Origin of the sequence: Halorussus salinus (assembly GCF_004765815.2) — an archaeon.
Classification (GTDB): domain Archaea; phylum Halobacteriota; class Halobacteria; order Halobacteriales; family Haladaptataceae; genus Halorussus; species Halorussus salinus.
Map to the genome: position 1 here is coordinate 633,289 of NZ_SBIS02000007.1, position 25,492 is coordinate 658,780.

At 64.0% G+C, this 25,492-nt stretch carries 20 protein-coding genes; 12 read left to right on the forward strand and 8 right to left on the reverse strand.

Annotated features, from left to right (window positions below; all coding sequences use genetic code 11):
- Position 1: 1 nt before the first annotated feature.
- The 6 genes from EPL00_RS16810 to EPL00_RS24320 form a co-directional block, all read right to left on the reverse strand.
- On the reverse strand, positions 2 to 1,027 hold the full coding sequence (locus tag EPL00_RS16810) for a lysylphosphatidylglycerol synthase transmembrane domain-containing protein (RefSeq protein WP_135853289.1): 1,026 nt from the start codon (positions 1,025 to 1,027) through the stop codon (positions 2 to 4).
- A 117-nt stretch (positions 1,028 to 1,144) separates the two neighbouring features.
- Positions 1,145 to 2,044 (reverse strand): ketopantoate reductase family protein, encoded by a 900-nt coding sequence (locus EPL00_RS16815; protein WP_135853833.1) that lies wholly within the window; start codon positions 2,042 to 2,044, stop codon positions 1,145 to 1,147.
- Between the two features lie 625 nt (positions 2,045 to 2,669).
- The gene (locus tag EPL00_RS16820; protein ID WP_135853288.1) at positions 2,670 to 3,008 is read right to left on the reverse strand and encodes a DUF7130 family rubredoxin-like protein; all 339 of its coding nucleotides are present in this window, start codon (positions 3,006 to 3,008) and stop codon (positions 2,670 to 2,672) included.
- Positions 3,009 to 3,372: 364 nt separating this feature from the next.
- Positions 3,373 to 8,466, reverse strand: a complete 5,094-nt coding sequence (locus EPL00_RS16825) for a DNA polymerase II large subunit (RefSeq protein ID WP_135853287.1) — start codon at positions 8,464 to 8,466, stop codon at positions 3,373 to 3,375.
- Between the two features lies 1 nt (position 8,467).
- Entirely contained in the window at positions 8,468 to 8,887 is a 420-nt protein-coding gene (locus EPL00_RS16830) for a PPC domain-containing DNA-binding protein (protein ID WP_135853286.1), read from the reverse strand.
- Between the two features lie 100 nt (positions 8,888 to 8,987).
- Entirely contained in the window at positions 8,988 to 9,158 is a 171-nt protein-coding gene (locus EPL00_RS24320; protein ID WP_449405131.1) for a DUF7556 family protein, read from the reverse strand.
- 294 nt (positions 9,159 to 9,452) lie between these two features.
- Between EPL00_RS24320 and EPL00_RS16835 the strand changes: the two genes are divergently transcribed.
- The 12 genes from EPL00_RS16835 to EPL00_RS16890 all read left to right on the forward strand — a co-directional run bounded on the left by EPL00_RS16835 (position 9,453) and on the right by EPL00_RS16890 (position 24,108).
- Positions 9,453 to 11,318, forward strand: a complete 1,866-nt coding sequence (locus EPL00_RS16835; protein ID WP_135853285.1) for an ABC transporter substrate-binding protein — start codon at positions 9,453 to 9,455, stop codon at positions 11,316 to 11,318.
- Between the two features lie 218 nt (positions 11,319 to 11,536).
- Positions 11,537 to 12,553 (forward strand): ABC transporter permease, encoded by a 1,017-nt coding sequence (locus EPL00_RS16840; RefSeq protein WP_135853284.1) that lies wholly within the window; start codon positions 11,537 to 11,539, stop codon positions 12,551 to 12,553.
- 1 nt (position 12,554) lies between these two features.
- Positions 12,555 to 13,946: an ABC transporter permease gene (locus EPL00_RS16845; protein ID WP_135853283.1), complete on the forward strand. Its 1,392-nt coding sequence runs from the start codon at positions 12,555 to 12,557 to the stop codon at positions 13,944 to 13,946.
- Complete coding sequence (locus EPL00_RS16850; protein WP_135853282.1) at positions 13,946 to 15,028, forward strand: ABC transporter ATP-binding protein; 1,083 nt, start codon at positions 13,946 to 13,948, stop codon at positions 15,026 to 15,028. The genes EPL00_RS16845 and EPL00_RS16850 overlap by 1 nt, the downstream gene beginning before the upstream one ends.
- Positions 15,025 to 16,356 (forward strand): ABC transporter ATP-binding protein, encoded by a 1,332-nt coding sequence (locus tag EPL00_RS16855; protein WP_135853281.1) that lies wholly within the window; start codon positions 15,025 to 15,027, stop codon positions 16,354 to 16,356. Before EPL00_RS16850 ends, EPL00_RS16855 begins: the two co-directional genes overlap by 4 nt.
- Positions 16,357 to 16,818: a DUF7555 family protein gene (locus EPL00_RS16860; RefSeq protein ID WP_135853280.1), complete on the forward strand. Its 462-nt coding sequence runs from the start codon at positions 16,357 to 16,359 to the stop codon at positions 16,816 to 16,818.
- Between the two features lie 105 nt (positions 16,819 to 16,923).
- Positions 16,924 to 17,508, forward strand: coding sequence for a DUF7529 family protein (locus tag EPL00_RS16865; protein WP_135853279.1), 585 nt, complete (start codon positions 16,924 to 16,926; stop codon positions 17,506 to 17,508).
- Positions 17,509 to 17,877: 369 nt separating this feature from the next.
- Positions 17,878 to 18,726, forward strand: a complete 849-nt coding sequence (locus EPL00_RS16870; RefSeq protein ID WP_135853278.1) for a CBS domain-containing protein — start codon at positions 17,878 to 17,880, stop codon at positions 18,724 to 18,726.
- Positions 18,723 to 20,474 carry a glycine--tRNA ligase gene (glyS, locus tag EPL00_RS16875; RefSeq protein ID WP_135853277.1) on the forward strand — a complete coding sequence of 584 codons (1,752 nt, stop codon included), beginning with the start codon at positions 18,723 to 18,725 and terminating at the stop codon, positions 20,472 to 20,474. The genes EPL00_RS16870 and glyS overlap by 4 nt, the downstream gene beginning before the upstream one ends.
- Positions 20,475 to 20,476: 2 nt before the next feature.
- Complete coding sequence (locus tag EPL00_RS16880; RefSeq protein ID WP_135853276.1) at positions 20,477 to 21,061, forward strand: diacylglycerol/polyprenol kinase family protein; 585 nt, start codon at positions 20,477 to 20,479, stop codon at positions 21,059 to 21,061.
- Positions 21,062 to 21,131: 70 nt separating this feature from the next.
- Positions 21,132 to 23,594 (forward strand): DEAD/DEAH box helicase, encoded by a 2,463-nt coding sequence (locus EPL00_RS16885; RefSeq protein WP_135853275.1) that lies wholly within the window; start codon positions 21,132 to 21,134, stop codon positions 23,592 to 23,594.
- Between the two features lie 208 nt (positions 23,595 to 23,802).
- Positions 23,803 to 24,108 carry a hypothetical protein gene (locus EPL00_RS16890; protein WP_135853274.1) on the forward strand — a complete coding sequence of 102 codons (306 nt, stop codon included), beginning with the start codon at positions 23,803 to 23,805 and terminating at the stop codon, positions 24,106 to 24,108.
- On the opposite strand, the gene EPL00_RS16895 is transcribed toward EPL00_RS16890, so the two are convergent.
- The gene (locus tag EPL00_RS16895) at positions 24,095 to 24,487 is read right to left on the reverse strand and encodes a universal stress protein (RefSeq protein ID WP_135853273.1); all 393 of its coding nucleotides are present in this window, start codon (positions 24,485 to 24,487) and stop codon (positions 24,095 to 24,097) included. The two genes, EPL00_RS16890 and EPL00_RS16895, sit on opposite strands and share 14 nt — an antisense overlap.
- Positions 24,488 to 24,511: 24 nt before the next feature.
- Positions 24,512 to 25,408, reverse strand: coding sequence for an Sjogren's syndrome/scleroderma autoantigen 1 family protein (locus EPL00_RS23865; RefSeq protein ID WP_135853272.1), 897 nt, complete (start codon positions 25,406 to 25,408; stop codon positions 24,512 to 24,514).
- Between the last annotated feature and the right edge of the window lie 84 nt (positions 25,409 to 25,492).

Genomic DNA, 25,492 nt, shown 5'->3' on the forward strand with positions numbered 1-25,492 from the left:
TTCAGACCGAATCGACGCCGACGACGCTCACGACGCCGCCGCCGATGGTTACGGGCACCCAGTAGATGGCCCCGCGGAAGAGAACGACGGCGGCGAGCGCGGTGCCGGACTCGACTCCCGCGCCGGGGAGACTCGCCAGCAGTCCGACGAGTACTAGCTCGATACCGCCCGCGCCGCCGGGAAGCGGCGTGACTCCCGCGATAGCTCCCACCGGGACGACGAACAGGAGGACCGAGAACGAAATCGGCTCGCCGATGGCGAGGAACGCCAGCCAGAGCGCGACCATCTGGCACACCCAGCCCGCGGTCGAGGCGGTGAGCGCGAGCGTCAGGCCGCGTCGGTTCGTCGCCACGCGCTCGATGGACTCGAAGAACTCGCCGACGCGGGTTTCGAGTGTCTCGCGACTGAGCGCCACGTCCACGGGCGCGACGCGCGTGACGAACTGGAGTACCGGCGCGAGGAGCCGCGCGATTGCCCGCCGGAGCGCGTCGCGGTTGCGCCAGCCGAAGATTCCGGCCACGGGGACCGCGACCGAGAGGACGACGATGGCCATCGTCGCCAGTCGGAGGCGGCGGCCGAAGTCGGTCTGGGTCGCGTAGAAGCCCGCGCCCCCGAGCGCCAGCACGATTGAGGGGACGAAGTTGAGCGAGTCCACGCTGGCGATGGCCGCCAACCCGCGCTCGTACTCGGTGTCCGCGACCTTCGAGATGAGCAGGGCGGTGACGGGTTCGCCGCCCGCCTGCCCGAAGGGCGTGATGTTGTTCGAGAACATCGCGCCGTTCAGGATGAAGAAGGACTTGGCGAACGACACGTCCACCCCGAGTACGTCGAGGACGGTTCGGAGACCGAAGCCCCACGCGGCGAGCCAGCCGAGCGTGACAGCGACGATGAGGACGACTAGCTCGGTGTCGGCCCGCTGAATCTTCTGGACGAACCCCTCGATACCCACGAAGTACAGCAGTAGGCCGAGAATCGCGAACGTCCCGAGAAACCCGAGAATCGTCGTCCGCAACTGCGCGCCGTTCATGGGCGACAGTTGCTTTCTGCGGTAATCAGTATGTCGAAATCCCCACTCGACGCTCGACGGTGGACCGGGCGGTAGGTCGGCATGGCTTCTCGCATCTACGGGCGTCGGCCGACTAATTCAATCCTGTGGGCGCTCGCGCTCCCAAGCCCGGAGCAACTTCGTTAAGGTGCGGTTGACCGGCACCGAGACGCCGCGGTCGCGTGCGCGAGAGGAGACGTATCCGTTGATGGCCTCGACTTCGGTTCGCCTGCCCGCCGACACGTCTTGGCGCATCGAGGAGCTATTCACGGCAGTGGCCTCGGCGACGCGCTCGACCGCACGGACGGCCTCGTCGTCGCTCAGTTCGACCTCCTCGGCGCGGGCGAGGCGGGCCGTCTCGCGGGCGGCGTCGGCCGCCACGTCGCGGGCCGGGCCGTCCAGTAGCGCGCCGTTCTCGACGCGGGCGAGCGCCGTCGTCGCGTTGATGCCCGCGTTGACCGCCAGTTTCTCCCAGAGGCGGCGGGGCATGTCGTCGGCGACGGTGGTCTCGATTTGCGCGGTGGCGAACGCGCGGCCCGCGCGGTCGGCCGCCTCGGAGGTACCGCCCTCAAGCGGTCCAAGGAGAACGTTCCCCTGTCCGGTGCAGGCCACCGCGCCCGGTTCGCCCCGGACCGCGCCGTAGGTTGCGGTGCCCGCGAGGACCGGGCAGTCGAGGCGTCGCGCCAGCGTCTCCTCGTTTCCGAGTCCGTTCTGGAGCGAGAGCGCGGCGTCGATTCGCCCGGTGGCGAGCGTCCGGGCGGCCTCCTCGGTGTCGAACGCCTTGACCGTCACCACGGCGAGGTCGGCCGCGAGGTCGGTCCCGTCGGTGGTCGCGTCGGGGCAGACGGTGAACTCGAACTCGCCTTCGACCCGGAGACCGGACTCCCGAATCGCCGCGACGTGGGGGTCGCGCCCGACCAGCGTGACCGCGTGTTCGCGGGCGAGGAGGCCGCCGACGAGACTGCCGAGGCTTCCCGCGCCGAACACGACGATATCCATGTCGAGGCCTTGGAACCGGGGATAGAAAAGTCGGGGCGTCTCGAAGGCGTGGAAGGTCATGAGATAGAAAACTACACCAGACAACTGATTATCTCACCAATAGGTTTAATTAGGAAGAGAAAGTACTGGGAAGTGGTACCAGCGGACCGCCACTGAGGAGAAAAGCCACTGACTGGACCAAGAAGCGTTGCAAGCCGTGAAATTGGTCCGCCATGCCGCTCTCCTTGGCGGTTGCCGTCATTCCATTTGGCTGTACAATATCCTGAGAAGCATCTTCGTTAAACCCCGAAGATGGGAGTATTAGTCCCGAGGGGTGATTTTACGTGTCGCAAGTAGGGTCAGTGGGCCGACTTACGTAGTCAGCATGACCACTAGCTTGACAACGTTGACGATGAACCGCACGATAAGGTTTGCTGTTCGCAAATACCGACGCGTCTTTGACGCCGGTTCCGACTCGTCGTCGGCTCGGGTATCGTCTGCCGTCATTCCATTCGTGTCGGGGTTTCGGCTCGGTCGGTACCAGCGAACAGGCCGCCCCGACAAAATAGTCGATTTACGGAAGGAATAAAAAATTTTTCTTAGCTGGAACTAATTACATCCGTGTTCGGAATACCGGTAGTCGTCTTCAGTCCTCGGTCCAGTACATCAGCGCCTCTTTCGGCTCGCCGCAGTTCGGGCACTCGTCGGGGATGCCCTCGTCTATCTCGCCCATCTCGCCGCACTCGGTGCATCGCCACATCAGTTCGGCCTCGCCGAAGTCGTGGCCCGAGCGGGCGTGTTCGACGCTCATGCTCTCGACGCCCTGCCGGGTCGAGACGAAGAACCCGCCCTTCTCCAACCCGCGGACGTTCCCGAGCGCGTTGCCGTCGTCGTCGTAGACGGTCTGACCGAAGCTCACTTCGAGGGTCCGCTCCTCGGCTTCCTCGTCCCCGTCTTCCGCAGGTGTCTCCCCATGTCCACTCATGGACGACAGTACGGCGTACCGAGTGATAAAGCTCCTCGCCGATTCGGGCGAAAGGGTGTGACGGAGTGACGTTTGGAGGAACGAGTAGCATCTCAGTAATTCCACCACGAGCGAACGACCGCAGGGAGTGAGCGGACGCCACGGCCGACCGGACCACCGAGCAGACGAATCAACCGACCGGGCTAGTGTGACGACCGCGAGCGAGGAGCGAGAGCGCGGCGCGGAGCGCCGCGCGACGCGACGAGCGAGCGGACCAAGGAACCCTCGAAGAAGCACCGCAGGCGCTTCTGAGGGGGTGACGCCGTGTTTTTCATGAAAGTTTTGCAAGGGCGGCGCGCTCGTGCGCCGCCCGCAGCAAAAGTTTCTACATGAAATCCGCGATGCTCCCCTGCTTGTTCTTGTCGTTCTCGAAGATGGACTCCAGCCTGCGGTCCATGATTTCGAGGCGCTGTTTGGTGTACTCCCGGCAGTCGTACTTCTCGGCGACCCGAATCGCGGTCTCCATGTACTTGTTCACCGAGCCTTGGTGGACCGTCAGGTTGACCTGCCCGCCACACTCCCGACACTCCTTGGTCAGGGGCATCCGGCGGTACTTCTCGCCGCAGTCGAGGCATCTGGTCTCTTGCCGGGAGAACGCCCGGAGGTTGCCGATGAGGTCCGGCAGGAAGTGGTACTCGATGACGCGCTCGGCCACGTCGGTCTCGTCCACAGACCGGAGTTTCCGGGCCAACTCTAACTGGGCGTCCATCTTGTCCATCATCGACCCGAGCGTCTTGTACGCCGAGAGGTCCGGCCCCAGCGCGAGGTCCGAGGTGTCGTGGCTGTGGTGGAAGTCGGTGTACTCGCGGTCGGTGCCGAGGGTCTCCTCGGCGATTTTCATCACGTCCTCGACCTCCTCGGGGTCGGCCATCTCGCGGGTCTCCTCGTAGAACTCGCGGGGGTATTGACGCACGATGTCCATGTTGTGCGCCTCGTCGTCGATTTCGGAGGGGTCGATTCGCGAGGACATGACGAGCGGCGCGTCCATCTGGCCGCCGCGCTTGTCGGGCAGGAACTCCTTGCTGAAGTTGAGCAGGCCGTCCATCAGGAGCATGACGCAGTCCTCGTCTCCGTCGCATTGCTTTTGAGATAAATCATTCGTAACGAGGGAATGAGTATCTGCAACTGTGAGACAATACGTATAATCACTCTCAGATTCGATGTACTCAACCGAAACGATTTCGTCAACGAGATAGTCTCCATCACCGCCGTCGAATACTCGTCTCGAAGCAGGAGTAATTTCCTCTAGACGAGAACGAAGCTTCGTATCCTTCCGCTGAAGATGGAATCCAATCGTTTGTGCGTATTCTACCGCATCTATCGACGAAATTGTGAGAATGTAAGAACGTGCCGACTGGGTTTCATCCTCGATGTCGTAGTAGTCGGGGAAACTCTCGGATAGCGGCTCCGGTTCAGTTGTTTTTACACGAGCCGTAATCCCAAGCCGCGTCAATAGGGCGAGAATATCTTCTTTCAGTTCTCGGCTGACAGTTGTGGCATCCACTCTCAATGAATTTGCATTGGCAGAGCCGTCACCACTGAAGTATCCACTTAAATACGACTGCACGATACTGTCGGGCGAATCGAACACGCATTGTGGGACTCGCTTCTCATCAGCGAGGACACCAGCATTAAGGACCGTGTCGAAGAACGTTCTGAGAAGTCGTCCTGAGACAGTCACCTTTGCATGGTTTTCTCGGTAGGGGTCAGCGCCAAACTCTTCTTGGAGAACCTCGGCGAAGAAGTCACGAGATTCCTCTTCTATACCGCAAATAGTCGTTTGGTGTATCGTCCCTTTCGAGGTTTCCTGTTTACGAGCGAACCCTTCCGCAGCGTAATAGCCAAGCAACGTTGCAACCTGCTCGTTTAATTCGATACAGCGATTAATCTCCGTCCGGTCGCGCTTCATTCCGAGGGCTATGTCGTTAGGGACAAACGAGAGAAGCTCGACATCCGTCTCGAAGAACTCACGAAGAAGCGACACCGGAAGGCTTTGGCGATATAGATAGTTGCTGAGACTCTTTTTTGTGAGTCCGAGGTACTCGGCAGTGCTTTGGAGTGGATAAAATCGCCCGTCCCAATCGTCAGCCAAGACCGATTCGAAGAGGTCGTACAGGTCTTCCTTATCAAGTCCCTTGATCATTAAGCGGTCATGGTCGAAATCATCAATATCGAGGAGTTCTTCGAGAAGGTCGAAACGAGGGACGGTCTCAGAGGTGTTTATAGCGTCGATGTGAGCAGGTTTGACGGCACAATCATTCTCGGTGACGGTAGATGCTCGTTTAGAAGTAATAGACTCACCATCGAAGAGATGGACTTCATGGTCCGGTGTCACCGTAATTTCTCGCCCACTCCGGGTTTCAATCTCTACCAAGTGGTCCGGTGCGGGATGCTTCGAGACTGCCTCAACCGGTTTCTGAACTACGTCACCGTCTTCATCGACTGACGGAACCCACACGTCGCCATCCAGTTCTTCGACCAACGCGCCGAAGTCGTCCTCGCGTGGGTCGTCAAGTCGCTTCTCGACCAACGTTCGAATCTCGTCGTAGTGCCACTCGCCAGACTCGTCTTCGTACCAGACTTTCGTCTCGGGATGGAAGCAGTTCCGACGCTTCGCAGCGTGAAAGTACGGATGCGCATATCCGACGGCCGCCGAGGTGAACCCCACGATTCGACCAACTACCGCCGCGGAGGTGTGGGGAGCCATCCCGAAGACCAACTCGCCGACCAACTCGTCGCGCTCGTCCATCTCGTAGAATCGGTCGAGACCGTAGTACTGTTCCAGCAGGTCGTCCACGAAGTCGGCGGTCTGGAGGAGATGTTCGGCCGCGCCGTCCGAGAGGACGATGTCCTGCACCTTGAGTTCGACCAGTTGGTCGTCGTGGCGGAGCGGGTCGCCGTGAACGTCCTCGTCGTAGCCCAGCGACCGGAAGTGGTCGGCGGTCACGTCCAGTTCCGCGGGCCGGACGCTCGTGACCGGCAGGTCGGTCATGTCGTAGCGGACCGTGCCGTCCTTGAACGCCGACACGTCGTGTTTCGCCCGGAGGACGCCCTTCTCGATGGGTTCGGGCGTCTTGTAGGACGACGACAGCCCCTTGACGCCTTTGAGCGTATCGAAGGCGTTCTCGCGCTCGCCGACCGATTCGAGCGCCGCCCGGAACTCGTCGTTCACGTCGATGGTCCGGTACTCGACCGAACTGGCTTCGACCTCACAGCGGTCGCAGACCGCCCGGCCCGACTCGTCCAACTCGACCACGGAGTCGCAGTCGGGGCACGTGAAGTGCGCGAAGGTGTTGCCGCCACACTCCGGGCACTCGCATTCGAAGGTGTGTTCGCCGCAGTCCTCGCACTCCCGGCGGCCGACCTGCGCGTCCACCAGTCCGGGCGTACTCTCCATGTCGGGGGCGTGCTTGGCCGCGGCGGCCACGTCGCGCTGACTGCCGCCAGCCTCGCCAATGGGGAAGAGGGTGTGGACTGCGGGCGAGAGTTCGCGCTCCTCGGACTTCTCGGGGCGGCCCATCCGGTTGCCGATGCGGGTCGGTGCGCGCTCGCGGACCTCGAAGGGAGCGACTTCGTTGACCGCGCGGACCGCGTTGTCGCCCTCGTCGGTCTCGCCCCAGTCGCGGGCTTCCGTCGAGAGGTCGTCCCACGTTTTCTCCAACTGGTTGCCGCCATCCTCGTCATTGTCGGCGTCGTCGCGAGCGAGGACGCCGAGCGACCGCGCGAGCGGTCGCCACTCGGGAATTCGTATCTCGGACTCCTTCTGCTCGTGGGGGACGAGGAGACATTCGAGCGCGGTCCGGGTCTCCTCGGTGAACGCGACGAACAGGTCGCCGCCGACGACTTCGCCGTCGGCGACCGCCTCGGCGAGCGCCTCGAACTGGGAGACGGTGGCGTCGTGCCAGAGGTAGGTGTACTTCGGGTGGAGCGGGCAGTCGTACTCGGTCGCCCACGTCAGGGCTTCGTCGGGCGTCGGGTCCGAGAGGTCCACGCTCGGGGAGTCCCGGAGCGCCTGCACGTCCGCGCCAGCGTGTTCGAAGTCCTGTACCCACCACTCGACGGTGTAGGAGGCGGGTGCCAAGGGGTGGTTGTTCTCCACGAACTCGCCGTAGTTGACCAGATACTCGCCCAAATCGAGAATCTTCTCGACGCCGTTGCGCAGTTCCAGCGCCTCGTCGGGGTCGTCGATGCGCCGCACGTCGCCGTTGGCGAGGCGCACCGTGGGACCTTCGATAGAGTCTACGGGGACGACGCCCGCGGCCTTGCCGGGGCGTTCGGTCTTGATTTGGGTCCCAGTGGCGAGGAAGTCGTCCACGAGGTGCATCGTCGCGGGGTGGACGCCCGCGGTGGCGAACCCGTGGTTGCGCGCCCGACCGTAGCGCAGGCGGAAGCCCCCGGACTCGCTCGGGTGGCCGAAGACGGGGCGTCCGGCGATGAGGTCCCGGAGGAACTTCTTGGCCGGTTCGACCCGAGGAGGCCCGGAGACCTCGGTCGTCTCCTCGTCTTCCTCGGCTTCGTCGGCCTCGTCGTCGCCCTCCTCGTCGGCGTCGTCGTCCTCGGCCTCGTCGCCGTCGTCTTTCCCGATGGTGCCGTCGATGAGGTCCTGTAGCCACGGCCAGTCGATTTCGTCCAGATTGCGGGTGTACCGCTGAATCTTGGGTGCCTTCAGCGCGATACCCTCCGCGAGGACGAGACACATGCCGCCGCGGGCGTTGTTGGTATCGACCCGTTCGAGGTCCCGGAACCCCGAGACCTCCTCGTCGCCGGTCGATTCCCCGTCGAGCATGATGGGCATGTTCTCGGCGATGAATTTGGTCTCCTTGTCTTTCGGGGAGTACTGGAGACCGGTCTCCTTGTCGTAGAGCGTTATCTCCTCGGCGTAGCGTTCGATTTCGTCGTCGCGGGCCTCGTATTCGGACATCCCGACCAGCGCGCGGGTGTAGTCGGCCACGAGGACCGAGAGGGCTTGGGCGGTCCCACCGGCCGAGCGAATCGGTCCGGCGTAGTAGACGTTGACGAACTCGGAGCCGTCGTCGTTTTCGAGGACCTCCACCATGTCGATGCCCTCGATTGGCGCGGCGACGACGCCCTCGGTGAGGAGCGCCACCGCGGTCCGGACCGCGCCCTCGACTTTCCCGGCCTTGCTCTCGTAGTCGCCGACCCGACCCTCCGCGAAGTCCTCCGCGAGTTCGAGGGCGGCCTCTTCGCGACTCATTTCGCCCTCCAACTCGCGGACGCGCTCGGCGACGCCCTCGATGCCGAGGATGTTCTCGACGCGGTCGGCCATGTCCTTGGCGACCGGAATCTCGACCTCGGGTTTAGGGTCGCCGCTGTTGGCTTTGGCCTCGCGGGCGACCTCGAACGCGTCGTCTAAGTCGGCTTCCAAGTCCTCGAAGTATCGTTCGTCCTCGTCCCGCATGTTAGAGCCAGAGGTCGAGGTCGGTGGGTTCGTCGGGTTCCCGCTCCAGTTCCTCCTCGAAGGTTCGCATGTACAGTTCTCCGGCGAATACGGTCGCCGAATCGAGGTGGCCCGCGAGCGTCTGGCCGCTCTTGCGCGAGAGGACGGCGTGGGTGTGGGCGAATCGTTCCCCGTCCAGCCACGAGACGTTCCCGACGCAGGCGGCGACTTCGAGCGGTTCGTCGAACTCCACCTCGCGATACTCCAACTCCGACTGGTCGTAGAACCAGACGGTCGCGTCCTGCACCGCGCCCATCGCGACGAACCACGCCGCGTCCACGTCTTCGTCGGCGGCGAGCGACTCGATCTCCGAACGCCACTCCTCGTCGTGACCCAGTCTTGCGACGAACTCGCGGTCCCCTGAGACCTCCCGATAGTTCATGTTCAGTGGAACGAACAGCGGCGGCAAAAAGGTTGAGTATTGGCTCGTTGCCTCGGTACGTCGCAGCAGTAAAAAACAGGATGGCAGTCGGAGGAGACCGCTACTGCCAGTCTTGGAGAGCTACGCTTCCGGAGACGGGAACCGAAAGCCACGCGTCGTCGGCGGTCGTGTCGGCGATGATGAGTCGCTCCGTGCGACCGTCATCGTCCAACGAGGCCATAACCTCGTCCTGTGCGACCGAATTCGACGGAGTGGCCGTATTGGGGGCCATATGTGACACGTGGTACCAAGGGATAATAAACGCTCCGAAACGGCGAACCGGTGGGAGGAATCGAAGATTTCAAGTATTGGTAATTGATGCCACGGCGCAATACCACCAGATTTCGTTCACGACCGGGTGGCGCGGGAGCCACCGCCCCATCGCCTACTTCGTAGGTTCTGGCGCGAAACAAAGAAAATAACGGCCGAAAATACCTAGATACGAAGCAATTTAGCGGGTTAAGACGGGCTTTCCTGAAGTAACAAACGGTAACTTTATCCGGTCTGCTTTACAATGGGCGGTTGGATGACAGATACTGACAATCTCAACCGCCGTCGCTTCCTGCAGGCGACCGGCGGTGCGGCGACGGCTGTGGCCCTCGCCGGCTGTACTGGTAGCGACGACGGTTCCCAAGATACTTCGACGACTGCCGACGAGACGACGACGGCTGGCGGCGACGAGGAGACCACCACGACCGAGGAGGCCGACGAGCCGAGCGACGACGCGAACGTCCTCCGGCTCATCAACTCCACGATGACCACGATGGACCCGATTCGGGCGACCGACACCGCGTCCGGGACGGTCATCCAGCAGGTCTTCGACGCGTTGATGAACTACCCGAACGCGGAGGTCGAGGTCGAGAGCCAACTCGCCAAGGACTACGAGGTCTCCGAGGACTTCACCACCTACACCTTCACGCTCAAGGAGGGCGCGACGTTCCACAACGGAACCGAAGTCACCGCAGAGGACTTCGTCTACTCCTTCGAGCGCCTCGCGGCCTCGGACAAGTCCCGGCGCGCGTACTTCATCCTCGACTCCATCGGCGTCAAACACGAGACGGACAGCGACGGTGCCTACAAGCCCGGTAGCATGGCCGTCACCGCCGAGGACGACTACACGCTCAAGATCGAACTCGCAGAGCCGTTCCACGCGGTCACCGAGATGCTCGCGTACACGTCCTTCGCCGCGGTGCCGAAGGGCCTCATCGGCGACATCGACGGCTACGAGGGCGAGATGAAGCACAAGGAGTTCGCGACCGCCAACCCCATCGGTGCGGGTCCGTTCACCTTCGACGAGTGGAGTAGCAACACCGAGGCCAGCGTCTCGAAGTACGAGGACTACCACGGAAGCGCGGCCAGCGTCGACGGCGTCCACTGGAACATCATGTCCGACTCGCAGGCGATGTACACCTACGGGACGGTCAACCAGAACGCCGACATCCTCCACGCCGGTCAGCTCCCCACCAGCCAGTACAACCCCGACAAGGTCAACGTCGAGGAGACCGACGACCTCGGCCGGAAGGTCGGGACCTACGGCGAGACGACGAGCGGTGCCACGCTGGACTACCTCGGTGTCCCGACTATCGGTGCCTACTACATGGGATTCAACGCCGAGGCCGTTCCGAAGCCGGTTCGGCAGGCCGCCGCGTACGCCCTGAATCAAAAAGAAGCGGTCGACCAGATCTTCAAGGGTCGCGGCGAAACGTCGTATCACTTCACGCCGCCGTCCATCTACCCCGGCGGACCGAACGCCTACGAGAAGCACGCCAAGGAGAACTACCCCTACGGGTACAACGAGACGAAGCTCCCGGAAGCGAGAAAGGTCATGGAGGAGGCTGGCTACGGTCCCGACAACAAGGCTAGCTTCACCTTCACGGTCTACCAGTCGTCGAGCACGTGGCCCGCCCTCGGGAAGCTCCTGCGCGACAAGCTCGCCAGCGCGCACATCGAGATGTCCATCGAGACGACGCCGTTCTCCACGCTGACCAAGCGCGGTCGCGAAGGGAACCTCGAAGCGTACTCGCTCGGGTGGATCATGGACTACCCGGCCCCGGACAACTTCCTCGAACTCCTCTACCCGCCGCGCACCGACACCTCGAAAGACGCGCCCCTCTCGTACTTCAACTGGTCGGGCACCGACGCCGCCGAACAGGCGACGCAGGCGTGGGAGAAGGTCCAGAACAACCCCAAGCCGACCGACACGGCGAAGCAGGCTCGCAACGAGGCCTACGTCTCCATCGAGGAGGCCAACTGGGAAGACATGGTTCTCCTGCCAGCCTACCACGACTTCAGCGAGCGCTTCACGTACGACTGGGTTGACGTGCCGCACTTCGGCGGGGCCGACTACAGTCGCCAGATGTACAACAACGTCGAAATCGGCGACCGCAAGTAACGACGCGACGTTTTTTCTTTTCTACGAGTACATCCCTGATAGCCACCGGTCAAGTGCGTCAAACCGAGCAGAGACGCTTCCTATCGCGGGGTAGCTGGATAGTGTACGAAAACGCAAGACATAATGAGAGGAGTCTCAAACCCATCACGCATGTGCGCGGTCCAGTTTGGGTACGTACGATTCGACGGGAGTAGCCGCAGCCGCGGCGGTGGTTCGCCGTGAGCAGGTGGCAATACTTCGGAAAGCGGGTACTGCTCTCGATTCCGGTACTGTTGTTCGGGGCCTCGATTACCTTCCTCGTGATTCGTGCCGGGCCGCTCGACCCGGTGTCCGCCATTCTCGGGCCGCAGGGAGACCCGCAGGCGTACAACACGATTCGAGATCAACTCGGTCTCGACCAACCGCTCTGGCAACAGTACATCGACTACATGATAAACATGTTCACCCTCGACCTCGGCGAGTCGTGGGTACTCCAGCCCGACACGAGCGTCTACACGCTCGTGACGAACTACGCGCCGCGAACTATCTGGCTGGGCTTTTGGTCGGTACTCATCGCCATCTTCGTGGGCATCCCGCTCGGTTTCTACGCGGGACTGAATCCCAACACGTTCAGCGACTACGTGGCATCGTTCGGCGGTATCGTCTGGCGCGCCATGCCGAACTTCTGGCTGGCGGTCATCCTGATGAGCGTCCTCTCCCAGTCCGAGAAGTTCATGCTCGGCTTCGACTGGGAGACGTTCCTCTACTCGACGAACGTCACCGGGCCGCCGCCGCTCGGTAACCTCGCGTCCGTCGAGGGGTTCACGAAGGCGCTGAAGAAGATCGCACCGGCCGCACTCGTCCTCGGGTCCGCCTCGATGGGTAACGAGATGCGTATCGGTCGAACCGCGGTGCTGGAGACCGTCAACTCCAACTTCATCGAGACGGCGAAGGCGAAGGGCGTCAAGCCCCGGTCGCTCGTCTGGAAGCACATCTTCCGGAACGCGCTCATCCCGCTCGTCCCGATTATCACGGGTGAAGCGTTCATCCTCATCGGCGGGTCGGTCCTCGTCGAGACGGTGTTCGACATCAGCGGTATCGGGTTCCTGTTCTTCCAAGCGGTCAAGAACGGGGACATGCCGCTGGTCGGGTCGCTGATGTTCATCTTCATCCTGCTCGTCGTCCTCATCAACATCATCCAAGACTTGCTGTACACAGTTATCGACCCCCGCGTGGGGTACGACGGAGGTGCCTAACATGAGTACAGACAGAGACGCAGACGCCTCCCTCCTCGAACGAGTTCGTGAGAACCCCGGCCCGGCACTCGGATGGCTCGCCGGGGCACTGATACTGTTCGCGCTGGAAGCCGGAGCGGTCGTCAACTTCGTCACCGGCTTCTTCGGACCCGGAATGGAGTTGCCGACGCTCCTGACGCGGGACCTCATCCCGAACAACGGCTACGTGACGCCGGACGGCGCGTGGAAAGAGACGTTCCTCAACCTCCCGGCCGCGTACGCGTGGGCGCTCCGCGTCGTCCTCATCTACGCCTACGCTTTCGTCTGTCTGGTCTGGCTCTGGCGCGGCTACGAAACCTACCGGAAACACTACCGCCACGCCGACTGGACGCCGCGAGACGACATGGTCGATAGGCTCCGCGGACACCGATGGGGGCAGTTCGGCGCTGTCATCGTCTTCGCGTTCGTCGTGATGGCGATGTTCGCACCCGCGCTCGGTCCGACGACTGTCGAGCGGACCATCTCGAACCCCTACTCGCACTACATCGAGTACACCAACGACGAGGGGCAACTGGAGAACATCACGGTCGGGTCGGCCAACCTCGGGGCGCGCTCGCAGGGGACGCCCGACCGCAACGTCGGCCCGATGACGTACGACCAGTACGGTCGGTGGCACCCCTTCGGGACGTTACCGTCCGGGAAAGACATGTTCACGTTCATGGCCGCGGGAGCGCGGATATCGCTGTTCATCGGTCTGATATCCGTCGGCGTAAGCGGGCTCATCGCGGCGGCGTTCGCGCTGTTGACGGCCTACTACAAGGGGCTGGTAGACCTCGCGGTCGTCATCACTGGTGACTCTATAATGTCGTTACCGAGACTACTGTTCGTCATGCTGTTGTCGGTGGTGTTGGGCGGCACGTGGATAGCCGAAATCTACAGCGGCGCGCTCATCTTGGCGCTCATCTTCGCCGGGACCGGGTGGCCGTTCCTATGGCGGTCCGTACGCGGACCCGCGATGCAGGTCTCCGAGCAGGAGTGGATAGACGCCGCCAAGAGCTTCGGACAGCGACCGAGCGTCACGATGCGCAAGCACATGGCACCGTACATCCTCGGCTACCTGCTGGTGTACTCCTCGATGACCCTCGGCGGCGTCATCATCGCCGTCGCTGGCCTCTCGTTCCTCGGGTTGGGTATCAACCCGCCGACGCCCGAGTGGGGCCGCGCAGTGGACATCGGACAGGCGTACGTCACCACCTCGTCGTGGCACATCTCGTTCATCCCCGGCGTGATGATCGTGCTGGTCGTGACCGCGTTCAACGCGCTGGGTGACGGCATCCGCGACGCCGTGGACCCGCAGAGCGAGAGCGGCGAAGGCGACGCCGAAGTCGCCGCAGCCGGAGGAGGTGGTGCCTGATGGCACAACGAGAGACCACTACGGTACGGGAAGACGACGAGGCCCTGCTGTCGGTCGAGAACCTCCAGACCGCCTTCTTCACGGACAAGGAGGTCATCCGCGCGGTGGACGGCGTGAGCTTCGACATCCACCGAGGAGAGACCGTCGGCATCGTCGGCGAGTCCGGGTCGGGCAAGAGCGTCACCGCCCGCTCCATCATGGGGCTGGTGGACACGCCCGGTCGGGTGCTGGAGGGCAGTAGCATCCGGTTCGACGGCGAGGAGTTGACCGAGAAGACCGAAAAGCAGTACCGGAACCTCCGGGGGAGCGACATCGCGATGGTGTTCCAAGACCCGCTGACCTCGCTGAATCCGGTGTACACGGTCGGCAACCAGATCAAGGAGGCGCTTCGGCTCCACCAAGACCTGCGCGGGTCCGAAGCGACCGACGAGGCCATCGAGTTGCTCGAAGCAGTCGGGATTCCGGACGCCGCCCGGCGGGTCCGGGAGTACCCCCACGAGTTCTCGGGCGGGATGCGCCAGCGCGCGGTCATCGCGATGGCGCTGGCCTGCGACCCCGAGTTGCTCATCTGCGACGAGCCGACCACCGCCCTCGACGTGACGATTCAGGCCCAGATTCTGGAACTCTTGGACGAGTTGCAGGAAGAGCGCAATCTGGCCATCATGTTCATCACCCACGACATGGGCGTCATCGCGGAGATTTCCGACCGCGTGAACGTGATGTACGCGGGCGAAATCGTCGAAAGCGCGCCGGTCGAGGAGCTTTACGAGAACCCCCGACACCCCTACACCGAGGGACTGTTACAGTCGATTCCGGGCAACCAACCCGGTGCCGACCGGCTCTCGACCATCGAGGGCGACGTGCCGACGCCGAACGAACCCGCGAGCTACTGCCGGTTCGAGCCGCGGTGTCCGAAGGCGTTCGAGGAGTGTACGCGGGTCCACCCCGCGTCGGTCGAAGTGAACACGGACGCGGCGGACCACACCGCGGCCTGCTTGCTGTACCCCGAAGACGTATCGGAGGGTGAGGCCGTCGAGTTACACGAACAGCGCGAGAGCCAGCGCGAGGTGAGCGAACGATGAGCGAACAAGTCCAACAGGAGTCGGTCGGCGTCGCTACCGGCGAGACGCTCGTGGAGGTCAACGAACTGAAGACCTACTACGACGACGGCGGTATCGTCGATTCGAACCCCGTGAAAGCGGTCGATGGCGTAGACTTCGAGATCAAGCGCGGCGAGACGCTGGGGCTGGTCGGCGAGTCCGGCTGTGGCAAGACGACGCTCGGCCGGACGCTCATCCAGTTGGAGGACTCGACCGCCGGTGAGGTCCTGTTCGACGGGACCGACGTGACCGAACTCTCCGGGCAGGAGCTGAAAGACTGGCGACGCAACAGCCAGATGGTGTTCCAAGACCCGGAATCGAGCCTCAACGACCGGATGACCATCGGAGAAATCATCCGGGAACCGCTCGACGTTCACGACTGGAACACGCCCGAGGAGCGCCGCGAGCGCGTCCGCGAACTGCTGGACGTGGTGGGACTCCAACCGGCGCACTACTACCGGTACCCCCACCAGTTCTCGGGCGGCCAGCGCCAGCGAATCGGCATCGCGCGGGCCTTGGCGCTGGAACCCGAGTTCGTCGTGCTGGACGAACCGGTGTCGGCGCTGGACGTGTCCGTGCAGGCTCAGATTCTGAACCTGCTGGAGGACTTGCAGGACGAGTTCGGGCTGACGTATCTGTTCATCGCCCACGACCTGAGCGTGGTCCGGCACATCTGCGACCGCGTGGCCGTGATGTATCTGGGCAACGTGATGGAGTTGGGCGACACCGAGGAGCTGTTCGAGAACCCCAAGAACCCCTACACCCACTCGCTGTTGTCGGCGATTCCCGAACCCGACCCCACGGCGAACAAGGACCGCATCACGCTTCGGGGGACGCCGCCGAGTCCGCGCGACCCGCCGCAGGGCTGTCCGTTCACGACGCGGTGTCCGATGAAGATTCGCCCCGAGAAGTACCAAGACATGGACTCGGACACGTGGGTCGCCATCGAGGTGTTCCGCGAGGTCCTGCGCGAGCGGTCGCGCGCCGAGAAGTCGCTGACCGAGCAGGCCAAAGAACTGCTCGGGATGGAGACGCGCTTCTCCGACATCGGCGAGATCAAACGCGAACTGTTCGGCGACATCGAGTTGTCGGGCGAGGTCCAGCGCCACATCGACGCGGCCGCCGACCACGTCGAGGAGAACGACGAGAGACAAGCCCGGCAAGTCCTGCGCGAGGAGTTCGGGAGCGTCTGTGACTTCGAGGAGCCCGACGACCACGTGGTCAGCGACACCGGGCGCGTCAGTCACTGTCACCGCCACCAGTCGGAGTACACCGAGCCCGACGAGTTCGTCCCCTACACCGACCGGTAGATGTCGTCGCCGCCTTCCCACTCCGCGAACGCTCGGCGCGCGCGGAAGGCCGTGGATGCCGTCGTCTACGCCCTCGCGGTCGCCGCCGTGGTGTTCCTCCTCGGGGCGGTCCTCGGGGTCCTCCTCGGCGGGGGTCTCGTCACCGCGAAGTACGTGATGTTTCTCCTCGGCATCCTGCTGTTCGGCTACGGGACGTTTCAGCTCCGGCCGGACCCGCCGTGGGACACCACCGAGACCGACGAGGGCGAACTCAAGGTGACGAAAAACGAGCAGAACAGCCGGGTCATCGGCGAACGCGACGAGACGAGGTTTCAGGCCGCGGTCCAGCGGATTCCGCCGCTCCCGTGGTACTCGCTCCCGCCGAACCAGCGGTTCTCGGTGGGATTCAAGCTGTTCCTCGCGAGTCTGGCGACGCTGGCGTGGTCGTTCGTGCTGGAGACGGTGTTCGGCGTCATGGGATAGTTACAGGCGAGTCTGGACTGTTCGTGAAAGAGGTTCTCCTCACGACGAATCGGCGTTGGTCCCCAAACAACAGGTTTTACCGGCGGAAGGCCGTCAGACGTACACATGCCAGAAGCAGGGGAGGGAGAAGACCCCGACTACGCCGAGCAGATCGCCGCGAGCGCGGACGTTCACAAGGGCGCGTGGCAGCGCACCATCGACGACATGCGGGCGATGGAGGAGGACCTCGAAGCCGAGGGGTGGAGCGTCGTCGCCATCGGCGCGGGCCACACCGCGCCGACGAACCCCGATTCGGGCGAGACCGACCGCTGGGGGTTCGTCCACGTCGTCCCCGGCAACGACGCCGACGAGTTCTCCGAGGCCGTCGAGACCGGCAAGTTCCCGGAGTATCGCGTATTCCGCAACGAGATGCAGGGTCGCATCTTCATGCTGACTCAACTGCTGGACCCCGAGTCGGAGACCGCGATACTCCTCGCGGGTAACTTCGAGGTGCGCCACGCCCCCGGTCTCGTCAAGACCGCGCTGAAGGAAGACGAGATGTATACCCACGTTCAGACGCTCGACGGCACCCACTTGGGGTCGTTCCGCCACGACGACCTGACGAAGTTCTTCCCCGACCCGCACAAGTACGCGGGCTACGACGTGCCCTTCGACGACGTGCTGGACGACGAGGAGTCGGACTCCGAGTAGTTCGGACGAGTGCTTCTGTCGATGGGTGACATCGGACGAGTGTTTCTATCTGTGAGCGGCATCAAAAGAACGATTCTGACGTAGAAAGCGGCGAGAAGCTAGCTATTGCCGACTCCAAGGAGTCACTGCACAGCACCGCGACTGCACCTCAGGCCTCCCCAACCGACTGCGTTGCTCGGTCTTCGACCTGCGCTACTCATCCCTCACGCGATCGGCGCGACCACGAGGGTCGCGCCCCACGCGCCGGGTCGAAGGTCGAGAGAAGTTCGTTCGCGGTCGGTGAAGTCAGCCGAAACGGTGGGACGGACGGGCGAAGTCGGAATGTTCGGTTCGTAGACTACAAGACGCCCCGACCCGTATCGCGCGAACATGAACGTAGGCGAAGCCATGACGCCACGCTCGGAGGTCGTCACCGTGGAACTTCCGGGCACCCGCGACGACGTGCTAGAGTATCTACAGGAGCGGTCGTTCTCGTCCGTTCCCGTGGTCAAGAACAGCGACGGTACCGAGGAGTTCCGCGGTCTCATCTCGCGCGACGACCTCATCGAGAACCCCGACGAGGACCAACTCGCGATGCTGATGCGCGACGTGCCGACCACCACGCAGGACACGACCATCGAGGAGGTCGCGGCCCTGATGGTCTCGGAGGGCGCGCGCCGGGTCCCGGTCGTGGACGGCCAGTTGGAGGGCATCGTCACCGTGACCGACGTGGTTCGGGCCATCGCGGACGGCGAGGCCGCCGGGGACGCGGCGGTCGGCGACATCGCCTCCCGCGACGTGAACACCACCTACGACGGGACGCCCCTGACCGTCGCCGAGCGCGAACTCTACTACGCGAACCTGCCCTACGCGGTCGTCCTCGACGAGGAGGGCGAGATGGACGGCGTGCTGACCGAGGTGGACATCATCGAGGTCGCGCGCGTCGTGGAGGGCGAGGACGACACGGGCGACTCCATCGCCGACGAGGACGACGACTGGAAGTGGGAGTCCATCAAGGCGGTCGGCAAGCGCTACCTGCCGACCCGGAACGTCGAGATTCCGGCCGCGCCGGTCGAGGAGTTCATGACTCACGACGTAGTGACCGTCTCGGGCGAGAAGACCGCCAAGCAGGCCGCCCAGATGATGCTTCGCAACGACATCGAGCAGATTCCGCTGATGAACGGCGACCGCCTCACGGGCATCGTCCGCGACGTGAATCTGCTGGAGGCCCTACAGTGAGCCGAAACGACCTCGTGGAACTGGCCAAGCGCCGAGGGTACTTCTTCCAGTCGGCGGGCGCGTACGGCGGCGTCTCGGGGTTCTACACCTACGGCCCGCAGGGCGCGACGCTCAAGCAGAACGTCGAGAACACGTGGCGCGAGCGGTTTCAGGTCCGCGAGGGCCACCGCGAGATAGACGCCCCGACCGTGATGCCCGAACCCGTCTTCGAGGCGTCGGGCCACCTCGACACCTTCGACGACATGCTCGTGGAGTGTCCCGAGTGCGGCGAGAGCCACCGCGCGGACCACCTCATCGAGGACAACACGGACATCGAGGAGGCCGAGGCGCTTCCCATCGACGAGGTGGAGGCGCTCATCGCCGACCACGACCTCGTCTGCCCGAACTGCGGGACCGAACTCGCGGGCGAGTCGGTGGACGACTTCAACCTGATGTTCGAGACGAACATCGGGCCGGGCGACTCCTCGCCGGGCTATCTGCGCCCCGAGACCGCACAGGGCATCTTCGTGGAGTTCCCGCAACTCGCGGAGTACGCCCGCAACCAGCTTCCGTTCGGTATCACCCAGATCGGCAAGGCCTACCGCAACGAAATTTCCCCCCGAAACTCGCTCATCCGGACGCGGGAGTTCACGCAGGCGGAGTTGGAACACTTCATCGACCCCAACGAGGACGAACCGGACATCGAGAAGGTCGCCGACGTGGAACTCAAACTCTACCCGGCCGACGCACAGGAGGAGGACGGCACCGAGTACGTCTACAAGACCGTCGAGGAGGCCGTCGAGGAGGGCGTCGTTCACGAGTGGGTCGCCTACTATCTGGGCGTCGGCAAGCAGTGGTACGAGTCCATCGGCGTGGACATGGACCGGTTCCGGTTCCGCCAGCACCTCGCGGGCGAGCGCGCCCACTACGCGGCCGACTGCTGGGACGCCGAGGGCGAAATCGACGGCGACTGGTACGAACTCGCCGGGTTCGCCTACCGGAGCGACTACGACCTGAGTAAACACGACGAGTACTCCGACGACGACTTCACCGTCTTCAAGCAGTACGACGAGCCGAAGGTGGTCGAGCGCGCGACCGTCGAGCCCGACATGAGCTACCTCGGGCCGGAGTTCGGCGGCGACGCCGGAGCCGTGGCCGACGAACTCGAAAAGCTGGCCGAGCGCGACCGCGCGGCGTTCGACTCCGAGGAGGTGACCGTCGAAGTCGACGGCGACGAGTACGCCGTCCCGACCGAGAAGACCGGCTTCGGCGTCGAGGAGCAGAAGGAGACCGGCGAACACGTCATGCCCCACGTCGTGGAACCCTCCATCGGCGTGGACCGCGCGGTCTACACGACGCTGATTCACGCCTACGAGGAGGACGAAGTGGAGGGCGAGAGCCGCAAGCGCCTCGCGCTCGAACCCGAAGTCGCGCCCACCTTCGTCGGCGTCTTCCCGCTGATGGAGAAAGACGGCATGGGCGAGACCGCCCGTGAGATTACCGACGACCTCCGCGCGGCCGGTTTCGACGTGACCTACGACGACTCGGGCAACATCGGTCGGCGCTACCGGCGACAGGACGAGGTCGGCACGCCGTTCTGCGTGACGGTGGACTACGAGAGTCTAGAAGAAGAGACCGTCACCCTCCGCGAGCGCGACTCGACCGAACAGGTCCGGGTGCCCATCGCGGACCTGCCCGACCTCCTCGGGGACCTCCGCACGGGCGAAACGACCTTCGCGGAGCTGGACGCGCCCGCCCCCGAACAGTAACCGTGTCGCTACCCAGCGAGGTCAAGCGCCGACTCGTCCACGTCTCGGGGACGGGCTACCCGGCGCTGTACCTGCTGGACCTCGCGTCCTACCGGGAGTTGCAACTGTTGCTCGTGGCGAGTTCGGTCGTCGCGCTCGTGTTGGAAGTGATTCGGCTGTTCGTCGGGTTGGACTGGCGCATCTTCGACGAGTTGACCCGCGAGTACGAGCAGGACAACCTCGCGGGCTACGCGCTCTACATCTTCGGGATGACCGTGGCCGCCCTCGCGTTCGGGCCGCGGGTCTCGGTCCCCGCGATGTTGATGCTCACCATCGCCGACCCCATCAGCGGGCTGGCGGGCTCGGGCGAGTTGGGCGTCAAGCAGACCCACACGCTCTTGCTCACGTTCGGCGTCTGTCTGCTCATCACGAGTCTGTCGGGCCTCCCGCTAGTCGCGGCAGTGTTGGGCGCGCTGGCCGCGACGCTGGCCGACGGCATGAAACCAATCGTCGCTGGCTACGTCATCGACGACAACATCACGATTCCGGTCGTCTCGGCGGTCGTGATGTATCTGGCGTTGCAGTACCTGCCGACGGTGAGGCTCTGAGTTCGCCCCCGTTTCACTTTCACCTCGATAGGCGAACCCTTTAATCGGATGCCGACTTACCTGCCCACGAATGGCGACGACCGGGGACCAGCAGTACGTGGACCACGAACTCCTCGTCCCGGAGTTCATCGAGCGCCGGATGTACCAGTTGCAACTCGCGGGGTCGGCCAAGGACCGGGACACCTTGGTCTGTCTGCCGACCGGTCTCGGGAAGACGACCGTGAGCCTGCTGGTGACCGCCGAGCGACTGGCGGACGTGGGCGGCAAGAGTCTACTCCTCGCGCCGACGAAACCGCTCGTCCAGCAACACGCCGACTTCTACCGGGAGGCCCTCGATATTCCGGACGACGACATCGTGGTCTTCACCGGCGAGGTCCGGCCCGACGAGCGCACGGAGCTTTGGCAGAGCGCGTCCGTGGTCATCGCCACCCCGCAGGTCGTGGAGAACGACCTCGTGGGAAGCCGAATCGACCTCGGCAACGTTACACACGTCACCTTCGACGAGTGCCACCGCGCGACCGGCGACTACGCCTACAACTACATCGCCGAGCGATACCATCAGGACGCGAACGACCCACTCGTCACGGGGATGAGCGCGTCTCCGGGCGGCGACGAGGAGGAAATCCTCGAAGTCTGTGAGAACCTCGGCATCGAGAACGTGGAGGTGATGACCGAGGAGGACTCGGACGTAGACGAGTACACCCACGACACCGACGTGGAGTGGGAGCGCGTCGAGTTACCCGACGACGTGTTGGAGATTCGAGACGCCTTGAACGAGGTCGTGGAAGAACGACTGGCGAAGCTGAAGGAGTTGGGAATCACCCGCAAGACGAGCGCCGACCTCTCGGAGACCGACATCAAGAAGATGCGGGCGGAACTCCAGCAACTCATCGACAACGACCAGTCGGAGGGGTACCAAGGCATGTCGGCGCTCGCCGAGATTCGGAAGCTCCGGACCGCCGTCACCTACGTCGAGACCCAGAGCGTCGAAGCCCTGCGGCGGTACTTCGAGCGCCAGCGAAACGCCGCCAAGTCCTCGGGCGCGTCGAAGGCCAGCCAACGGTTCGTCTCCGAACCCAAAGTCAAGGAGGCGATGCGCAGAGCCGAGAAGTACGACGACCTCCACCCGAAGTACTCCCGTGCCCGGATGCGCATCGCCGAGACGCTGGGCATCGAGAACGGCGAGCGCGTCATCGTGTTCACCGAGTCCCGCGACACCGCCGAGGCCCTGACCGAATTCTTGGGCCAGCACTTCGACACCCAGCGATTCGTCGGGCAGGGCGACAAGGAAGGAAGCGACGGAATGACCCAGAAGCAACAGCAGGAGGTCTTGGACCGCTTCCGCGGCGGCGACTTCGAGGTGCTAGTCTCGACCTCGGTCGCCGAGGAGGGACTGGACGTGCCCGAGGTGGACCTCGTGCTGTTTTACGAACCGGTCCCCACCGCCATCCGGTCCATCCAGCGCAAGGGTCGGACCGGGCGACAGGCCAAGGGTCGGGTCGCGGTTCTCCTCGCGGAGGACACCCGCGACGAGGCCTACTTCTGGATTTCCAAGCGCCGCGAAGACGAAATGGAGACCGAGTTACGGAAGCTGAAGGGCGTTGCCGACGAGGTTGAGGAGGAACTGGACGACTCCCAGCGCCAGTTGGGCGACTTCGATTCGGGGTCCGGCGGCGGAACCGAAGCGGGCGACGACTCGGGGAGCGAGGTAGAACCCGGACTGCAAGCGTTCGACGCGAGCGACGAGAGAGACGACACCGCGGGAGACAAAGGCGATAGCGGGGGAGACGACGCCGACGAGAGAGACGAGACCGAAACCGAGGAGCGAGCCGAAGACGAGAGCGACGAGGGCGTCGTCGCCGCCGCCGAACCCGACGACGAGACGGTCGAAATCGTCGCCGACCAGCGCGAACTCGACTCGACCATCGCGCGGGACCTCTCGACGCGCGAGGGCGTCGAGACTCGCCTCGAAACGCTCTCGGTCGGCGACTACGTGCTGAGCGACCGCGTGGTGGTCGAGCGCAAGTCGGTCGGGGACTTCCTCGACACGCTGACCGGCGGCGACCGCTCGATGTTCGAGCAGTTGGGCGACGCGACGCGCCACTACGCCCGGCCGGTCGTGATTCTGGAGGGCGACGGTCTCTACGAGGAGCGCAACGTCCACCCGAACGCGATTCGGGGCGCGCTCTCGTCGCTGGCGGTGGACTTCGGCGCGAGCGTCCTCCGGACGACCGGCGAAGACGACACCGCCGACCTGCTGGAGGTCATCGCCACCCGCGAGCAGGAGGCCGACGACCGCGAGGTGTCGGTCCACGGCGAGAAGGCGAGCAAGACGCTGGCCGAACAACAGGAGTACGTCGTCTCCTCGATAGCGGACATCGGTCCCGTGACCGCCCGGTCCCTGCTGGAGGAGTTCAAGACGGTCGAGGCGGTCATGACGGCCAGAGAGGACGACTTACTAGAGGTTCAAGGCGTCGGTGAAGTCACCGCCGAGCGAATCCGCGAGGTCGTCGGAAGCGACTACGACCGGTAGCGGCCGGTGGTGGTACCACCGAGTTGTGAACGAGCGTGAACAGTTCCGCGAATTTCGACGTTGTTCCGGCAGACGACGGCGCTCCCCCGTGAGAAACGGTCGCTTACTCGCCCGTAGGCGGCGCGTAAGAGATAGTTTTCGAGCAAAACTCATCAAAACGGCCGGGGCGACTTATGTCGATACGCATTCTTGAGTAGGTACCGAGTAAATGAGATACGAACGGCCTTCCACGGACGACGACACGGGAAGCGTCGATTCGCTCTACGGTGAATCGAACTACGAGACCGCCGACGGGCCCGACGAGCGGACGCTCTACGGCGAGCCGTGTCACGAGACCGGTTCGGACTACGACGAGCAGTCCCTCTACGGCGAACCCCAGCACGAAACTCACGACGGGGACCGCGAACTGCCGGACCTCGACCTCCTGTTCGCTCGACTGCGAGCGGAGGCCCCCGCGGGACCGACCGTGCTACCGACCCGCTCGGATTCTTCCCGCGTGACTACGGAACAATAGTCACCGCGACCGTCTCTTCTTCGACCACGGTGTGCGCCGCGCTCCCGAGCATCATTCGGTCCACAGCGCCGCTGCCGTGGTGACCCATGACCACGTGGTCGTAGCCGCGCTCCTCAACGAGCGCGAGGATGTCCTTGCCGACCCGCTCGGCCGGTCGGAACGAGAGGTCCACGTCCGTCGAGACTTCGGGTTCGTCCGGGACGCCCGCCTCGTCGAGTCGCTCGCGGGCGCGGTCGAGAATCTCGTCGGTCGCGTCGGTCTCGCTGTCGCTGACGTGGACGACGTGGAGCGACGCCTCGAACCGACGGGCGAAGTCGATGGCGAAGTCGAGCGCGCGGAAACTACACTCGGAGCCGTCGATGGGAACGAGAACTTCCATGCAGGAACGTCGGTCGGGGTCGGGTTAACGGTTTGCCCGGTCGAGCGCGGCCAGCGCCTCGGCGGCCTCGCGGGTCGCCCCGAGGAGTTCCCGAGCGCGAGTCACGTCGTCGGTCTCCTCGGCGCGACGCGCGAGGTCCGAGAGTTTGCGGACCAGCGCCTCGCGGGCGGGACCGAGGTCGCCCGAGTCGGCCGCAGTTCGAGCGGTCGCGTCGCGGTCGCTCGGACCGGTCGCGGGTCGGTGGGCGTCCCGCGCGTGCTGGTGGGTTTCACCGTGGTCGTGGCCTCCTCGGCGGCCCTGCGTGCGGTCCGCGCTTCGGTCCGAAGCGCGCGTTCGGTCGTGTCCCCGACCGCCACTCTCAGACCGGGACCCTCGGTTCTCGGACTGAGACGGTGGAGCGCGCACGTCCGACCGGTCGGCGTGACGGTCGGCGACCCGAACGTCGTTGATTTCGACGCGGGGTTCGTCGTCGCCGTGGTCGGTCGGTCGGTCCGTCTCCGCGTCGGCGTTCGCGGCGTCGCCGTCCGACGCCGCTCGCCCGGCGGTTCGGCCGTCGGGACCGTCGGTCTCCTCGGTTCGTGCGCTCCGGGGCTGTCGAGGCTCTCCGCCCTGTGTTCGCTGGGCCTCGCCGTTCTGTGCTTGCTGGGTCCCTCCGTTTTGTGCTTGTTGGGTTTCTGCACTCTGGGCCTGTTGGGCCTGCTTGGCTTCGTGCTGGCAGGTCGGGCAGAACTCCTGACCATCGTACCGGAAGATGGGGTCGCCGCAGTTGTCGCAGTGCTTGCCCGTCATGGTCGCGCCCTGCAAGAGGAGTTCGCTCATCCGCCGGGTGTTCTCGCGGTCTTTCTCGTCGTCGCCGTACTTCTCGCGCAACTTCTCGCGCTCGGCCTCCTTGTCGAATCCCGAATCGTCGTCGCTGCTCATGTGAGGACAGTGGCTTTCCGGACCGAAAAACCTCGTGTCTGGCCGAGTGGCGGCGACCGACGACGGGAGTACGTCGATAGTCGA

Coding starts and splice junctions, on each gene's coding strand:
- EPL00_RS16810 (WP_135853289.1), bottom strand. CDS start 1,027: ATGAACGGCGCGCAGTTGCGGACGACGATTCTCGGGTTTCTCGGGACG.
- EPL00_RS16815 (WP_135853833.1), bottom strand. CDS start 2,044: ATGGATATCGTCGTGTTCGGCGCGGGAAGCCTCGGCAGTCTCGTCGGC.
- EPL00_RS16820 (WP_135853288.1), bottom strand. CDS start 3,008: ATGAGTGGACATGGGGAGACACCTGCGGAAGACGGGGACGAGGAAGCC.
- EPL00_RS16825 (WP_135853287.1), bottom strand. CDS start 8,466: ATGCGGGACGAGGACGAACGATACTTCGAGGACTTGGAAGCCGACTTA.
- EPL00_RS16830 (WP_135853286.1), bottom strand. CDS start 8,887: ATGAACTATCGGGAGGTCTCAGGGGACCGCGAGTTCGTCGCAAGACTG.
- EPL00_RS24320 (WP_449405131.1), bottom strand. CDS start 9,158: ATGGCCCCCAATACGGCCACTCCGTCGAATTCGGTCGCACAGGACGAG.
- EPL00_RS16835 (WP_135853285.1), top strand. CDS start 9,453: ATGACAGATACTGACAATCTCAACCGCCGTCGCTTCCTGCAGGCGACC.
- EPL00_RS16845 (WP_135853283.1), top strand. CDS start 12,555: ATGAGTACAGACAGAGACGCAGACGCCTCCCTCCTCGAACGAGTTCGT.
- EPL00_RS16850 (WP_135853282.1), top strand. CDS start 13,946: ATGGCACAACGAGAGACCACTACGGTACGGGAAGACGACGAGGCCCTG.
- EPL00_RS16855 (WP_135853281.1), top strand. CDS start 15,025: ATGAGCGAACAAGTCCAACAGGAGTCGGTCGGCGTCGCTACCGGCGAG.
- EPL00_RS16860 (WP_135853280.1), top strand. CDS start 16,357: ATGTCGTCGCCGCCTTCCCACTCCGCGAACGCTCGGCGCGCGCGGAAG.
- EPL00_RS16865 (WP_135853279.1), top strand. CDS start 16,924: ATGCCAGAAGCAGGGGAGGGAGAAGACCCCGACTACGCCGAGCAGATC.
- EPL00_RS16870 (WP_135853278.1), top strand. CDS start 17,878: ATGAACGTAGGCGAAGCCATGACGCCACGCTCGGAGGTCGTCACCGTG.
- EPL00_RS16885 (WP_135853275.1), top strand. CDS start 21,132: ATGGCGACGACCGGGGACCAGCAGTACGTGGACCACGAACTCCTCGTC.
- EPL00_RS16890 (WP_135853274.1), top strand. CDS start 23,803: ATGAGATACGAACGGCCTTCCACGGACGACGACACGGGAAGCGTCGAT.
- EPL00_RS16895 (WP_135853273.1), bottom strand. CDS start 24,487: ATGGAAGTTCTCGTTCCCATCGACGGCTCCGAGTGTAGTTTCCGCGCG.
- EPL00_RS23865 (WP_135853272.1), bottom strand. CDS start 25,408: ATGAGCAGCGACGACGATTCGGGATTCGACAAGGAGGCCGAGCGCGAG.